Here is a 14,739-nt window from a genome sequence, read left to right on the forward strand (position 1 = left end):
CGGATGGCCTCACTCCCCCTTCTTCCCCCGCAGCCGCTCCAGCCGCGAGCCGACGCCCCAGGCCGTGACGCGCCAGAGGGCCTCCACGACGATGTCGCGGCTCATCTTGCTGTCGCCCCGCTCGCGTTCGACGAAGGTGATGGGCACCTCGACCACGTGGTAGCCGGCCTCGACGGCCCGGCGGGCCAGGTCGACCTGGAAGCAGTACCCCTGCGAGGCGACCTCGTCCAGGCCCAGCCCCTCCAGGGTCTGCCGGCGGAAGGCCCGGAAGCCGCCGGTGACGTCCCGGATCGGCACGTCCAGCAGCAGCCGGGAGTACGTGCTGCCGCCGCGCGAGAGGAACTCGCGGTACTTGGGCCAGTTGACCACCCGGCCGCCGGGCAGCCAGCGCGAGCCGAGCACGAGGTCGGCGCCCTTGAGCGCGGTCAGCAGCCGGGGCAGCTCCTCGGGCTGGTGGGAGCCGTCGGCGTCCATCTCCACCAGGACGTCGTAGCCGTGCTCGATGCCCCACTGGAAGCCGGCCAGGTAGGCGGCGCCGAGCCCTTCCTTGCCCTTGCGGTGCAGGACGTGCACGTGGTCGTCCTCGGCCGCCATCTCGTCGGCGAGCTTGCCCGTGCCGTCCGGGCTGTTGTCGTCCGCGACCAGTACGTGCGCGTCGGGCACCCCGGCGCGCACCCGCTCGACGACCGGCTTGATGTTCTCCGCCTCGTTGTAGGTCGGGATGATCACCAAGGTGTCGCCCAGCGGCCCGTACTGCCGCTGTCCGCCGTCCTGTCGGCCGTCTGTCACTGCTGCCCCTTCTCGTCCTTCGTACGCCCGCGCCGGCCGAGCACGAAGGCGGCAGCGCAGGACAGAAGGCCCACCATAGCGATCACCCATTCCGGAGACGCGCCGACGCGGTCGGCGACCGTCTTTTCCTCCCGCAGCGGAAGACTGGCGCTGACCACGCCCCGGGTGAATTCGGGGATGCGGTGGGTGACTTCGCCGTCCGGGGCGACGACGGCGCTGATGCCGCTGGTGGCGGCGGTCACGACGGCGCGGCCGTGTTCGACGGCGCGCAGCCGGGACATGGCGAGCTGCTGCTCGGGCTGGCCCGTGCGCCCGTAGGTGGCGTTGTTGGTCTGCACGATGAGGGCGCGGGCTCCGGCGTTCACGGTGTCGTGCACGATCTCGTCGTACGCCACCTCGAAGCAGATGACGTCACCGAGCCTGGCGCCTGCCATGTTCAGCACGCCGGTGTGGTCGCCCGGGTAGAAGTCACGGGGCACGCGCTGGAGGCGGGTGATGACCTTGCTCAGCTGGTCCCGGAAGGGCACGTACTCGCCGAAGGGCACCGGGTGCTGCTTGGTGTACTGGGCGCCGGGGCCGGTCTTCGGGTCCCAGACGATGCCTTCGTTGAAGACGTAGCCGGGCTTGCTCGGGTGGTCCACCAGGGCGCCCACGAGGACGGGCACGCCGATGGCCCGCACCGCTTCCTGGATGCGGTCGTACGCCTGGGGGTACTGGAACGGGTCCAGGTCGGAGGAGTTCTCCGGCCAGATGACGAGGTCCGGCTTCTTCGCCCGGCCCGCCTTGACGTCGGCGGCCAGCTTCTCGGTGGCGGTGGCGTGGTTGTCCAGGATCTGCAGGGGGCGGCCGAGGAAGTCCATGCCGGGCCGCTGGACGTTGCCCTGCACGACGGCGATGTTCAGGTGGCCGGTGGCCTTGGTGGGGACGGGGACGGCGTACCCGGCGACGGTGAGGGCCGCGGCCAGCCCGAAGGCCTCCAGGGCCGGTACGGCGCGGTGCAGCCGGGTGCCGCCGCCCTCGGCCTTCCTGCGCAGCCCCCACAGGGCGACCACGGCCGCGGCGGCCAGCGTGCCGGTGAGGGCGACGGCGAAGGTCACGAGGGGGGCGCCGCCGAGGGCGGCGAGCGGGGTGAAGGGGGTGCTGGTGTTGGCGAAGGCGAGGCGGCCCCAGGGGAAGCCGCCGAAGGGGACGCGGTCGCGGGCCCATTCCTGGGCCACCCAGAGGCAGGCCGCCCAGAGGGGCCGGCCGGGCAGGCGTGAGGTCCTGGCGAGGCCCGCGCTCATGAGGGCCACGAAGACGGCCTCGGCGAAGGAGAGGCCGATCACGGCGTCCCAGCCGATGACGTGCAGCCACTTCAGGAGCAGGAAGAAGAAGGGCCAGCCGAACGCGAGGCCGGTCCAGGCCGCCTGACGGGCCGTGCGGCCGCGGGTGAGGAGGCTGAGGGCGGCCACGGCGACGAGGGAGAGCGGCCACAGGTCGTACGGCGGGAAGGCCAGTCCGAGGGCGAGTCCGGCGAGGACGGCGAGCACGGTGCGGAGGCTCTCGCGGCGTACGAGGGCGGCGAGGCGGCGGAGCCTGCCGGGGCGGCGGCCGGTGGCGTCGGGCGCCTCGCCGGCCGCGGGGCCGCCGTCGGCGGCGGAGCCGTCCTTGCCGGGGCCCCGGGCGGGGCCTGGCACGGCTTCGGCGGTGGTTTCGGAGCCCGATGGCACGGTCGCGGCCTTCCTGCAGGTCGTGCGGTGGTGAGCCGACGGTACAACGGGGCGCGGGCCTGCGGGACGCCGGTGGCCGGTACGGAGGCGGGCGGTCGCTCTCGGTGACGGGGAGGGCGCGGCGTACGGCCGGGAACGGCGGTACGGGGCGGGGTACGGAGGCGGGGCCGGTCCGCGGTGCGGATAGGGGCCCGGTGCCCTTCGGGCCGGCCTGGGACCCGCTGGCTGCGGGTCGACCGAGAGCCGTTGTCTACTGAGCGTCCGGGCCCCACCCGGGTCGCACCCGCCGGCCGGTCGAACCGGTCCGTCGCTTCCGTGCCGCAGGGGTGGACCTGGCTCCCAGTTGCGGTGCGCCTGTGCGGCGCACCACCCCGTGGCCCAGCTGCGTCGACGGCTGCGCGGAGGTCTGCCGGTCGGACGTCCTTGTGGTGGACTCGGCCGAACCTACCGGCCGACGACGGCCTGCTGTCAACAGCTGTTCTACCTGCGTCGTTTTTGCGTTCAACCAGGTCAGTGCCGAACTGCCGCAGGTAGGGCGAGTACTCGCCGGGCGCGGTGCCCGGCGGCACTCGCCACGGGAGGTTCACTCGTTCGGCCGCTGGAAGACCGTCCGGCCGCCGACGACGGTCCGCAGGCAGCGCGGCAGGTCCCGGCCGGGGGTGAGATCGGGCAGCCCCGGGGTGCCGGAGCGGGGGTCGGTCGACCAGCGCTGTACGCGCTCGTCGGGGGCCTGGACGATCAGCTCGCCGGTGCTCCAGACGGCGTAGTCGGCGGGTGCGCCGGGTACCAGGATGCCCGCGTCGTCGCGGCCGACGGCGCGCCAGCCGCCGCGGGTGTGCGCGGTGAAGGCGGCGCGGGCCGAGATGCCGTGTTCCGGGGTGCGGTGGAAGACGGCGGCGCGGACCGTGCCCCAGGGGTCGAGGGGGGTGACGGGGCTGTCGGAGCCGAGGGCGAGGGGTACGCCGGCCTTGAGGAGCGCTGCGTACGGGTTGAGGGTGCGGGCGCGGTCGGCGCCGAGGCGGGTGGCGTACATGCCGTCGGTGCCGCCCCAGAGGGCGTCGAAGGCGGGCTGCACGGAGGCGGTGAGGGCGAGTTCGGCGAAGCCGGCGAGGGTGCCGGGGGTGAGCATTTCGCAGTGTTCGACGCGGTGCCGGGCGGCGCGTACGCGGTCGAGGCCGATGCGTCCGGCGGCGGCGCGAACGCCGTCCACGACGGCGGTCAGGCCGGCGTCGCCGATGGCGTGGAAGCCTGCCTGGAGGCCGGCTTCGGTGCAGGCCGCGACGTGGGCGGCGACGGTGTCGGCGTCGAGCAGGGCGTTGCCGGTGTGCGCGGCGTCGGCGTAGGGGGCGCAGAGGTGGGCGGTGTGGGAGCCGAGTGAGCCGTCGGCGAAGAGGTCGCCGGCGGCGCCGACGGCGCCGAGCTCCTTGATCCGCTCGGCTTCCTTTGCGCTTGTGACGATTTCGCCCCAGTAGCCGACGACGCGCGGGCCGTGGCCCTCGGCGGCGCGGGCGAGCAGTCCGGTCAGGTCGTCCTCGCCGGAGATCTCCGGGCCGGCGCATTCGTGGACCGTGCCGATGCCGAGGGAGGCGGCGTGGGCGAGCGCGGCTTCCTGCGCGGCGGCACGCTGGGCCGGCGTGACGGTGTCGTAGGCGGTCTTGCGCACGGCGTGGTGGGCGTCGCCGGTGAGCGGGCCGGCGGGGTCGAAGCCGGCGCATTCCCGCAGGCCGGGGACGAGGTCCTGGAGTGCGGTGGTGACGACGGCGGAGTGCACGTCGATGCGGCTGAGGTAGAGCGGGCGGCCACCGGCGGCCTCGTCCAGTTCGGCGCGGGAGGGCGGCCGGCCCTCGGGCCAGGCGGCGCTGTCCCAGCCGTGGCCGAGGAGTACGCGGTCGGCGGGACGAGCGGCGGCGAAGGAGCGGATGCGGTCCAGGGCGTCGGCGAGGGTGCGGGTGTCGGTGAGGTCCAGGCCGGTGAGGGCGAGGCCCGTGGCCGTGGTGTGTACGTGTGCGTCAGTGAACGCGGGGGTGACGAGTGCGCCGTCGAGGTCGATCACCTCGTCGACCCCGTCGGCGAAGGAGTCGGCGGCGCCCTCGGAGCCGACCCAGGCGACCGAGGCGCCTTCGACGACCATGGCGGTGGCGAAGGGGTCGGCGGGGCTGTGGACCTCGCCGCCGCGCAGCAGGACGGTGCGACGGGGGGCCGGTGCGGAGGTGCGTTCACTCATACCGGACAGTTTCGCCCCTGCGCGTACCCGACCGTCGCGCGGGGTGGGTACGGCGTGGCCGTATCCGTACGGGGCCGCCGCCCGGCGCGCCCCTCCGTCCGCACCCTCCGGCCGGCCGCGGGGGCTCAGATGCGGGGCGGCCGGGCTTCGTACGGAGTGGACAGGACCACGGTCGTGCGCGTCGAGACGCCGGCCAGGGTGCGGATGCGGGTGAGCAGGTGTTCCAGCTCCAGCGGTGCCGCGACCCGGACCTTGAGGATGTAGTTCTCGTCGCCCGCGACGCTGTGGCAGGCCTCCAGCTCGGGGACCTCGGCCAGCCGCTCGGCGATGTCGTCGGGGGCGCTGGGGTCGAAGGGTTTGACCGAGATGAAGGCGGTCAGCGGCAGCCCCACCGCTTCGGGGTCGACGATGGCGGCATAGCCGCGGATCACGCCGCGCTGCTCCAGCCTGCGCACGCGCTGATGCACCGCCGAGGTGGACAGGCCGGTGGCCTTGCCCAGGTCGGTGTAGCTCATCCGCCCGTCCTTGACGAGCAGATCCACGATTTGTCGGTCCAGCTCCTCCACACGATCAACCTACTGTGCCGGGGCGCTGCGGCGCAGCTCGCGCCGGATCGTGGACACCGCGCGCCCCCCGTGTGACGAACACCACACCTGTTGCCACGTGTCCGCGGCGAAGCCGAGATTATGCACGGGAGGGGCAGGGAAATGCTGGTGGTGGTCGAGGCCGCCCAACACAGGACGATGGCGGTACTCGCAGCCCACCCGAGGGGGATGGACATCATGCGACGCCCGAAGCAGGAATCCACGCTGGAGAAGACCGCCGCCCAGGAGGGCGACAGTCTCCGCGACGACGACTTCCAGGACGCCTTCGACACCATCGAGCTCTACCGCGTCAGCTGCCCGGACTGCGCCCAGCCGATCGCGCTGCTCGCCGACGAGGACACGCTGCCCGAGCACGCGGTCTGCTCCTCGCCGTGGAACCCCTTCGGCCTGACGGTCTGCCAAGGTTCCGGCCGCGCCGTTTCCGAGACGGAGGAGACGGACGACACGCTGGACCTCCAGGAGCAGGACAGCGGCATGCTCCTGACGCTTCCCGAGGGCCTGAACTGGCGTACCCAGCCGTTCTCCCACGTGGGCGGCCCCGGCTCCCGGCCGGTGCGGGTGCCCGTGGTCCGCCGGCGCCTCTGACCGGCGCCGGCGCGCGCTTCACCGTGCGAGTGAGCCGCAGGACTCACTCGCACTCCTTCACCACCGTCCCGCCCATGTCCACCGCCGCAAGGCGGAGTTGACATGCCGTCAGCGGGTCTCCGGGCCCGTCAGCTGCCGGGCGATGACCAGCCGCTGGATCTGGTTGGTGCCCTCCACGATCTGCAGGACCTTCGCCTCGCGCAGGTAGCGTTCGGCCGGGAAGTCGGCGGTGTAGCCGTATCCGCCGAGGAGTTGCACCGCGTCGGTGGTGATGCGCATCGCCGCGTCCGTGCAGAAGAGCTTGGCCATGGCCGCTTCCTTGGTGAAGGGGCGGCCCTCGTCCCGCAGCCGGGCCGCGGCGAGGTAGAGCGACCGGCCGGCCTCCAGCTGGGTCGCCATGTCGGCGATCATGAAGCGCAGTCCCTGGAAGTCGGTGAGTCGACGGCCGAACTGACGGCGCGTCGTGAGATACGCCAGCGCCTCGTTCAGCGCCGCCTGGGCGACGCCCACGGCGCACGCGGCGATCCCGAGGCGGCCGGAGTCCAGTGCGGCGAGCGCGATGGCGAAGCCCTGGCCCTCCTCGCCGATCCGGCGCGCGTCCCCGATCCGTACGCCGTCGAAGTGCACCTGCGCGGTGGGTGAGCCCTTCATGCCCATCTTGCGCTCCGGCGGTCCGGCGCTCAGCCCCTCGGCGTCGCCGGGCACCAGGAACGCCGTGATGCCGTGCGCGCCGGCTCCCCCGGTGCGCGCGAGGACGGTGTAGAAGTCGGCGATGCCGCCGTGGGTGATCCATGCCTTGGTGCCGTCCAGCACCCAGCCGTCCCCGGAGCGCGTGGCGCGGGTCGTCAGGGACGCCGCGTCCGACCCGGCGGCAGGCTCGGAGAGGCAGTAGGCGCCGAGCAGTCCGCCGCCGAGCATCGCGGGCAGGTGCTCGGCGCGCTGCTCCTTCGTGCCGTACGCGGCGAGCGCGTGGCAGGCGAGGGTGTGGACGCTGACGCCGAGCCCGACGGTGAGCCGGGCGGCGGCCAGCTCCTCCAGCACCTGGAGGTAGACCTCGTACGGCTGGCCGCCCCCGCCGAACTCCTCGGGGTACGCGAGGCCCAGCAGGCCGGACTCGGAGAGCAGGGTGAAGAGTGCGCGGGGGAAGTGGCCCGCTTCCTCCTCCGCTGCGGCCCGGGGTGTGATCTCGCGCGCTGCCAGGTCGCGTACGAGCGTCATCAGCTGGCGGGCTTCGTCGGTGGGCAGCCTGCGGTCCACCGGTCCGGGGCCGTACTCGGTCATGGCGGCGCTCTCCTCCCTGTGGGGCGATGCGGCCGCACGCCGCCCGGGTGGCGCGGCGCGGCCGGTGCCCACTGCCGCGGTGATGATCTCCCTCCGGATCGCGGAAGGCGACGACCTGCGGCGGTGGCGCAGGGAGTATGCCCGGTACGGCGGTGTCCGTCACCGGCTGATCGTCTTCTTCCGGTGTCCGTCCGGCGGCCTTCTCGAGTTCAGCAAATTGGTCCAAACCATTGACCGAGTTGGTCTAGTCCTTCTACCTTCTCACCCGACGCTCCACGCGTTCGGCGCCACGGCGAACGCAGGTCACAGCACTTCCCCCTCGATGGACACCCCCACTCCGAGGAGCAACCATGCTCAGACCGCACGAGAAGCGCCTCCCCCACAGACTCGCCGCGGCCGCCGCGGGCCTGTGCACGGCGGCGCTCACCGCAGGCGCCCTCACCGGCACCGCCACGGCCGCCCCGGCCGCCCCCTCCGCGGCCACCGCCAAGACGGCCACCGCGGCCGCCACCGCGCCGTCCGCCGCCCGGCCCGCCGCGGGCACGCAGGCCACGGCGGCCGGCAGCAAGGTGGTCGGCTACTTCACCAACTGGGGCGTCTACCAGCGCAATTACCACGTCAAGAACATCGAGACCTCCGGCTCGGCGAACAAGCTGACGCACATCAACTACGCCTTCGGCAACGTCGCCGGCGGCAAGTGCGCGATCGGCGACTCCTACGCCGACTACGACAAGGCGTACACCGCCGACCAGAGCGTCGACGGCAAGGCCGACACCTGGGAGAACGGCGCCCTGCGCGGCAACTTCAACCAGCTGCGCAAGCTGAAGAAGCTGCACCCGGACCTCAAGGTGATCTGGTCCTTCGGCGGCTGGACCTGGTCCGGCGGGTTCGCCGAGGCGGCCAAGAACCCGGCGGCGTTCGCGCAGTCCTGCTACGACCTGGTCGAGGACAAGCGCTGGGCGGACGTCTTCGACGGCATCGACATCGACTGGGAGTACCCCAACGCCTGCGGCCTGACCTGCGACAGCAGCGGCCGCAACGCCTTCACCAACGTGATGAAGGCGCTGCGCGAGAAGTTCGGCAGCTCGAACCTGGTCACCGCGGCGATCACCGCCGACGCCTCCGCCGGTGGCAAGATCGACGCGGCCGACTACGCGGGCGCCGCCCAGTACGTCGACTGGTACAACCCGATGACGTACGACTACTTCGGCGCCTGGGACGCGAAGGGCCCGACGGCCCCGCACTCCCCGCTGACCTCGTACAACGGCATCCCGAAGGCCGGCTTCAACTCGGCCGACACGATCAAGAAGCTCAAGGGCCTCGGCATCCCGGCCAACAAGCTGCTGCTGGGCATCGGCTTCTACGGGCGCGGCTGGTCCGGCGTGACGCAGGACGCGCCGGGCGGCACCGCGACCGGTGCGGCGCCGGGCAAGTACGAGGCGGGCATCGAGGACTACAAGGACCTCAAGGGCCGCTGCCCGGCGACCGGCAAGGTCGGCGGCACCGCGTACGCCAAGTGCGGTGACCAGTGGTGGAGCTACGACACCCCGGAGACCATCGGCACGAAGATGGCCTACAAGAACGAGCAGGGCCTGGGCGGCACGTTCTTCTGGGAGCTGAGCGGCGACACGACGACCGGCGAACTGATCAAGGCGATCAAGTAGTCCCGGCCGGGCATCACGCGGGGTGAGTCACCCCGGGGGCGGGAGGTCGTGTCCTCCCGCCCCGCCGCCGTGTCGTGGCCGCATTTCGGCCGTGTTTCGGCCGTACTCCACCTCTAAGAGAACTTTCATCGTCTGATCAGCCCGACGACTCAGCCGCGCTCTTAGCATCGACGCATGGACACCGACCGTGCCGTCGAGGCGAACGAGGCGATCCGCGCCTTCATGAGCCTGCGCGCGGGACGCCCGCTGCTCCCGGAGGAGCAGGAGGAGTACCGCCATCTCCTGGCCGCCTGGGCCGCTGCCGCCCACGCGGTCGCCACGGAGCCCGGCCGCCACTCGGACACCACTCCTCTGCCGCCCTGTTGACGACGCGTCAATAACGGCCCTACTCTCTCGACGTTCCTTCGTTACCACTGGTAACCGCACGTCAGCGCTGTGCCCGAACGCCATGACCGAGCGCTCCGCAGGGAGGAAGCAGTGGGCAGTGTTCAGCGGGCTCTACCGGAAGGCCGCACGTCCTGGAAGAAGAGCGCGGCCGTCGCCGTGCCGGCCGTGCTGGCCGTCGGAGTGCTGGCGACCGTGATGGCGCAGGGCGTGCTCGCCGCGTCCTTCGCCGTCTCCGGCACGAACTTCCAGGTCTCCTCGTCCAAGCTGACCAGCGACGGGCTGGCCTCGTACGTCCATACCGACCGGGCCGCCGACGGCACGGGCCATCCGGTGGCCCTGCTCGGCATCGGCCGGGCCCGGCTCACCGACATCTGCCAGTCCGCGCAGGTCAAGACCCCGGTGGGAACGGTCGTCTTCAAGCTCACGGCGGGCGGCAAGGCGGGGCCCGTCACCGCGGACAACCTCGTCATCGACGGCGAGGACCTGGACGGCGACGCGCGCTTCGGCACCGCGCAGATCGGCCGGGACGCCTCGACGCTGGACCAAGTACCGGGCATCCGCGGCCCGAAGGGCAAGTTCGGGCTGCAGGCCGGGGACATCGAGGTGGCGGACGTACGGTCGCACGCCTGGTCGGCCACCGGCGGGAACTTCCGCCTCAAGGGCCTGAAGCTGGCCGTCGGCATGGACGGCCAGAAGTGCTTCTGAGGCGGCCGGCCCCGGATGCGAAGCGGCGGCTGGGCGCATGGGCCGTGCCACGGCTGCCGTCCCGGCTCGGGGAACGGCTGCCCTGGCCGCGGGCGCGGGCGGCGTTCCGGGGCTGGCGGCGGACCCGGCCGTTCTGGGCCGGACTGCTGCTGGTGCTCGGCGGCGCCGAACTGCTGCTCGTGCCGCTCTCCCCGCTCGGCGTGCTGGTCAGCCTGGGCATCGGCGGGCTCGCCGCGCTCGGCATCGGGCTGGCGCTGATCGTGGCGGGAGTGTTCCTGTGGTGCACTCCCGGCGCGCGCCACTACGTCAGCGTCAACGCGCTGATCCTCTCCGTGCTCTCCTTCGCTGCCACCAACCTCGGCGGCTTCCTGGTCGGCATGGGACTGGGCATCGCGGGCGCCGCGATGGGCTTCGGCTGGACGCCGCTTCCGGAGGGAGCGGACACCTCGGCGGAGGGGCGGGCCACCGCGGCCGGCACCGCTCCCCCGTCCGGCCCGGCCGGCTCCCGTACCGCCCTCGCCGTGGCGCTTCCGGTGGCGCTGCTCGCCGTGCTCGGTACCCCTGCCACCGAGGCCCGGGCCGCCGCCGAGGTGCGGGCCGGCGGGTCCGGCATCCCCGCGCCCGCCGCCGTGCCCACCGTGACGACCAGCCGGTTCGCGCCGAAGGGCTTCACGGTGGCCGGGGTGACGGACGTGCCCACCGCGCACGGGCCGGTGCGCGCGATGGTGCTGCGGATGAAGGCCGCCTCGCTCACCGACTACCGGCTGCTGACCCGCGACGGCAGCGACGAGCTGGGGCTGGGCGCGAAGACGCTGGAGCTGAGCGGTGACGTCACGCTCTACCTGACGAAGTTCAGCGGCTGCGTGGAGGGCGTGCTCTGCCTGACCTTCACCCCCGACCGGCTGCCCGTGCCGCCGCTGGTGCCGCCCTTCGTGTACCTCACGGACGTCTCGGCGGAGCAGGCGCTGGTCACCTCGGACGTGATCGCCGCCGACGGGCTGCGGCTGCGCGCCGACGCACCCGTGCCGCCGACCGCCTGATCCCGCGCGCGGAACGGCCCCCCGTGCGTTCGTCACGGGTGAGTCGTGCGGCTTTCCCGGGCATCACGTGACGGACGGAGCTGTTGCGTACGGGGCAACTCTGCGATGGTCGCAGATAGGTGGTGCCGCAGCGGCCCGCGTGCCGGACCCGCGCTCCGGTGCCACCCGCGCGGCGGAACGCTTCAGGGGCCGACGCTCCGGGACCGGAGGGTTCAGTGGACAAACGGTACGAGGTCTACTGCCTCATGGACCCGCTCTTCTACGACGCGCCGGCCCGTCCCGGGGGCGGCGACACCGCCTTCCCGCAGGCCCTCCGGCCGGCTCCGGACGGCTGGCGCCGCACGGAGGTGGACGACTGGCTCGCCCTCCGCCCCGCCGGCCGCACCCTCCCCGTGCAGGGCTGGAAGATCCACGTCTCGGCCTGTCTCGACAACGCGGCGGACATCCTGACCACGGTGTGGGAGTACTGCGTCCCGCGCCGGATCGCCTTCAAGTTCCTGCCGGACCGGGACACCCTGCTGCTCGCCAACGCCAAGTACGCGCACCGGGGTTCGAGCGGCAAGTTCGTGACGGTCTACCCGGCGGACGAGGCGGAGCTGGAGCGCGTCCTCACCGAGCTGGGCGCCCTGCTCGACGGCCGGGCCGGACCGTACATCCTCAGCGACCTGCGCTGGGGCGAGGGCCCGTTGTACGTCCGGTACGGAGCCTTCGCCGAGCGGTACTGCGTCTCCGAGGCCGGCGAGGTCGAGCCGGCCGTGGAGGACGGCGAGGGACGGCTCGTCCCGGACGTCCGCGGACCGGCCTTCCAGGTCCCCGACTGGGTGGAGCTGCCCGGCTTCCTCGCCCCGCATCTCGCCCGGCGCGGCGGTGGCGCCGCCCTCGCCGACCTGCCCTACCGCTTCGAGAGCGCCCTGCACTTCTCGAACGGCGGCGGCATCTACGCGGGCACCGACCTGCGCACCGGCGACCACGTGGTGCTCAAGGAGGCACGCCCGCACGCGGGGCTGACGCCGGACGGCCGGGACGCCGTCGCCCGTCAGCGGCGCGAGCGGGAGATGCTGGAGCGGCTGCGGGGGCTGGACTGCGTACCCGCGCTGCACGACCACTTCGAACAGGGCGGCCATCACTTCCTGGTCGAGGAGCGCATCGAGGGGACCGAACTCAACGACCTGTTCGTCGACCGGTACCCGCTCACCCTCGCGCGGGCGGACGAGGCCGCGACGGCCGGCTACGCCTCCTGGGCCCTCGACGTCCACGACCGCGTGGCGCGGGCCGTCGGCGAGGTGCACGCGCGCGGCGTGGTCCTCGGCGACCTCCAGCCGTCGAACATCATCGTCCGCCCGGACGGCAGTGTCGTCCTCATCGACCTCGAAGGGGCGGCGGACGAGGCCGAGGGGCGGCGGCAGGCCCTCGGCGCGCAGGGCTTCACGGCGCCGCGCGCCCTGCGCGGCACCGCCGTCGACGACTACGCCCTGGCCTGCCTGAAACTCTTCCTCTTCCTGCCGCTGACCGGCCTGCTCACCCTGGCGCCCGGCAAGGCGGCACAGCTCGCCCGGGAGGCGGCCCGCACCTTCCCCGTGCCCGACGGCTACTTCGACGAAGCCGTACGCCTCCTCACCGGCGCCGGCGGGACGGCCGGCGGGGCGGAGCCCGGGCCGCGGCTGCGTCCGGACCGCACGGGCTGGGCGCAGGCCCGCGCCGCGCTGGCACGGAGCGTCCTCGCGGCGGCCACGCCGGAGCGGGACGACCGGCTCTTCCCCGGCGACATCGAGCAGTTCGCCACGCCGGGCGGCGGCCTGGGCATGGCGAACGGCGCGGCCGGGGTGCTGTACGCGCTGGACGTGACCGGCGCCGGGCGCCACCCCGGACACGAGGAGTGGCTGATCCGGCGCGCCCTGCGCCCGCAGCCCGGCACGCTGCTCGGTCTCTACGACGGGCTGCACGGCGTCGCCCACGTCCTGGACCACCTCGGGCACCGGCAGGAGGCGCTGAAAATCCTCGACCAGTGCGCGGGCGAGCAGTGGCACCGGCTCGGTCCGGACCTGCGGGGCGGACTGTCCGGCATCGGCCTGAACCTCCTGCACTTCGCCACGGCCACCGGCGAGCCGGCCCTGCGGGACGCGGCCGCCGAGGCGGTGGACGCCGTGGCCGCCCGGCTGGGCCCGGCCGACGCCGTGCCGGAGGTGAGCGGCGGCGGGCACCCGTACGCCGGCCTGATGCGCGGCTCGTCCGGCCCCGCCCTGCTGTTCCTCCGGTGGTACGAGCACACCGGCGACCCGGAGTTCCTCGACCTCGCCGCGACGGCGCTGCGGCAGGACCTGCGCCGCTGTCTCCTCCGGGACGAGGACGGCGTCATGGAGGTCGACGAGGGCTGGCGGACGATGCCGTACCTCGCGGAGGGCAGCGTCGGCATCGGCCTCGTCCTGGACGACTACCTGGCGCACCGGGCGAACGAGGGCTTCACGGCGGCCGCCGCGGCGATCCGCCGCGCCGCCGAGGGCCGCTTCTACGTCGAGCCGGGGCTCTTCCACGGCCTGGCGGGGATGATCCTGCACCTCAGCCGCGCCCACCCCGCCGGCACCGCGGCCCAGCGGGACCCGGTCGTCGGTGACCAGATCCGCCGGCTGGCCCGGTACGCCGTGGGCCACGCGGGCGGTCTCGCCTTCCCCGGCGAGGAACTGCTGCGCCTCTCCCTGGACCTGGCCACCGGCAGCGCCGGGGTGCTGCTGGCACTCGGTGCCGCCCTCCACGACTCCCCCGTCCGGCTGCCGTTCCTGGCGCCGCCGCCCGCCGGGCGCGCCGGGCCCCCGAGCCATTCCGTCCCCGTCCCCATGGAGAAAAGTACGGAGGTGAAACGACATGACGATCCTTGACCTGCAGACCATGGAAACCGCTCACCACTGTGGCCACCCGAAGAGGAGCGGCGCCAGCAAGTACTGCGGCGGCACCAGCCGGCTCAGCCTGCTGCTCTGCTGAAAGACCGCCGGGGCGAGGACGTGCCACACGTCCCCGCCCCCACGTGTACCCGGACCGGGAGTGGCCATGGACCGACACGCCGCGGACCGTCTGCTGCTGGCGGCAGCGCGGCGGGGCGGACCCTGGGTCCCCGCCATGCTGGCAACCTCGCTGCTGCTCGCCGGTGTGTACACCGTCCTGCCCGCCCTCATGGGCCGTACCGTCGACGCCGTGCTCGCCGGCGGCCACACCGCCGGCTGGCTCTCCCTCAGCATCGCGGCCATCGCCGTCCTGATGGTGTGCGACCTGCTGGACGACCTCGTCGGCAAGCTGGCCGAGGCCCGGTCCACGGCCTGGCTCCGCCACACCCTCCTCCGGCACATCCTGGGCCTGGGCACCCGTGCCACGCGCCGTTTCCCGACCGGGGACCTGGTCAGCCGGCTGGTGGGCAACTCCGCCCGGACCGGGCAGGTGGCGTCGACCCTCGTGTGGGCCGTGACGGACCTGCTGCCCCCGGTGGGTGCGATCGTCGCGCTGGCCCTCATCGACCCCTGGCTCTGCCTCACCTTCCTGGTGGGGCTGCCGGTCGTGCTGTCCCTGGCGCGGACGTTCGTGCGCGACGCCTCCGACATCAACGAGCGCTACTACGCCGCCCAGGGCCGGGTGGCCGGCCGGCTCGTCGACGCCCTGGCCGGGATCCGCACGATCGCCGCTGCCGGGACCGTGGAGCGCGAGGCGGACCGGGTTCTCGGGCCACTGCCGGAGCTGCGCCGGCACGGCGCCGGGATGTGGCAG

Annotated in this window: 13 protein-coding genes; 8 read left to right on the forward strand and 5 right to left on the reverse strand. The window is 73.4% G+C overall.

The features are described from left to right. Positions 1–9 precede the first annotated feature (9 nt). From C3486_RS28050 to C3486_RS28065, 4 genes are all read right to left on the reverse strand, one after another. Entirely contained in the window at positions 10–789 is a 780-nt protein-coding gene (locus C3486_RS28050; RefSeq protein WP_258053036.1) for a polyprenol monophosphomannose synthase, read from the reverse strand. Further along, the gene (gene lnt / locus C3486_RS28055) at positions 786–2,498 is read right to left on the reverse strand and encodes an apolipoprotein N-acyltransferase (protein ID WP_374936929.1); all 1,713 of its coding nucleotides are present in this window, start codon (positions 2,496–2,498) and stop codon (positions 786–788) included. Before lnt ends, C3486_RS28050 begins: the two co-directional genes overlap by 4 nt. 583 nt (positions 2,499–3,081) lie before the next feature. After that, positions 3,082–4,722 carry an amidohydrolase gene (locus tag C3486_RS28060; RefSeq protein WP_103835569.1) on the reverse strand — a complete coding sequence of 547 codons (1,641 nt, stop codon included), beginning with the start codon at positions 4,720–4,722 and terminating at the stop codon, positions 3,082–3,084. Positions 4,723–4,847: 125 nt separating this feature from the next. Beyond that, on the reverse strand, positions 4,848–5,288 hold the full coding sequence (locus C3486_RS28065) for an Lrp/AsnC family transcriptional regulator (protein ID WP_030261445.1): 441 nt from the start codon (positions 5,286–5,288) through the stop codon (positions 4,848–4,850). Between the two features lie 207 nt (positions 5,289–5,495). Here C3486_RS28065 and C3486_RS28070 point away from each other — a divergent pair, with 207 nt between their 5' ends. Beyond that, positions 5,496–5,912: a hypothetical protein gene (locus tag C3486_RS28070; RefSeq protein WP_103835581.1), complete on the forward strand. Its 417-nt coding sequence runs from the start codon at positions 5,496–5,498 to the stop codon at positions 5,910–5,912. A gap of 108 nt (positions 5,913–6,020) precedes the next feature. Here C3486_RS28070 and C3486_RS28075 read toward each other — a convergent pair whose 3' ends face one another. After that, a complete protein-coding gene (locus C3486_RS28075) occupies positions 6,021–7,193 on the reverse strand; it encodes an acyl-CoA dehydrogenase family protein (protein ID WP_103835570.1) in 1,173 nt (390 codons plus the stop codon). Positions 7,194–7,543: 350 nt separating this feature from the next. On the opposite strand from C3486_RS28075, the gene C3486_RS28080 reads away from it, so the two are divergent. From C3486_RS28080 to C3486_RS28110, 7 genes are all read left to right on the forward strand, one after another. Further along, positions 7,544–8,857: a glycoside hydrolase family 18 protein gene (locus C3486_RS28080; protein ID WP_103835571.1), complete on the forward strand. Its 1,314-nt coding sequence runs from the start codon at positions 7,544–7,546 to the stop codon at positions 8,855–8,857. Positions 8,858–9,031: 174 nt separating this feature from the next. Further along, on the forward strand, positions 9,032–9,223 hold the full coding sequence (locus tag C3486_RS28085) for a hypothetical protein (RefSeq protein WP_103835572.1): 192 nt from the start codon (positions 9,032–9,034) through the stop codon (positions 9,221–9,223). A gap of 111 nt (positions 9,224–9,334) precedes the next feature. Then, on the forward strand, positions 9,335–9,949 hold the full coding sequence (locus C3486_RS28090; RefSeq protein WP_103835573.1) for a DUF6230 family protein: 615 nt from the start codon (positions 9,335–9,337) through the stop codon (positions 9,947–9,949). Positions 9,950–9,993: 44 nt separating this feature from the next. Next, on the forward strand, positions 9,994–10,989 hold the full coding sequence (locus tag C3486_RS28095) for a DUF6114 domain-containing protein (protein ID WP_374936930.1): 996 nt from the start codon (positions 9,994–9,996) through the stop codon (positions 10,987–10,989). A gap of 215 nt (positions 10,990–11,204) precedes the next feature. Next, positions 11,205–13,862, forward strand: coding sequence for a class III lanthionine synthetase LanKC (gene lanKC, locus C3486_RS28100; RefSeq protein WP_103835574.1), 2,658 nt, complete (start codon positions 11,205–11,207; stop codon positions 13,860–13,862). Next, positions 13,849–13,965 carry a SapB/AmfS family lanthipeptide gene (locus C3486_RS28105; protein WP_103835575.1) on the forward strand — a complete coding sequence of 39 codons (117 nt, stop codon included), beginning with the start codon at positions 13,849–13,851 and terminating at the stop codon, positions 13,963–13,965. Before lanKC ends, C3486_RS28105 begins: the two co-directional genes overlap by 14 nt. 66 nt (positions 13,966–14,031) lie before the next feature. Then, positions 14,032–14,739, forward strand: a 708-nt coding sequence (locus C3486_RS28110; protein ID WP_146075076.1) for an ABC transporter transmembrane domain-containing protein, incomplete at its 3' end; no start/stop codon positions are given.

This window comes from Streptomyces sp. Ru73 (genome assembly GCF_002920575.1).
Taxonomy (GTDB): Bacteria; Actinomycetota; Actinomycetes; order Streptomycetales; family Streptomycetaceae; genus Streptomyces.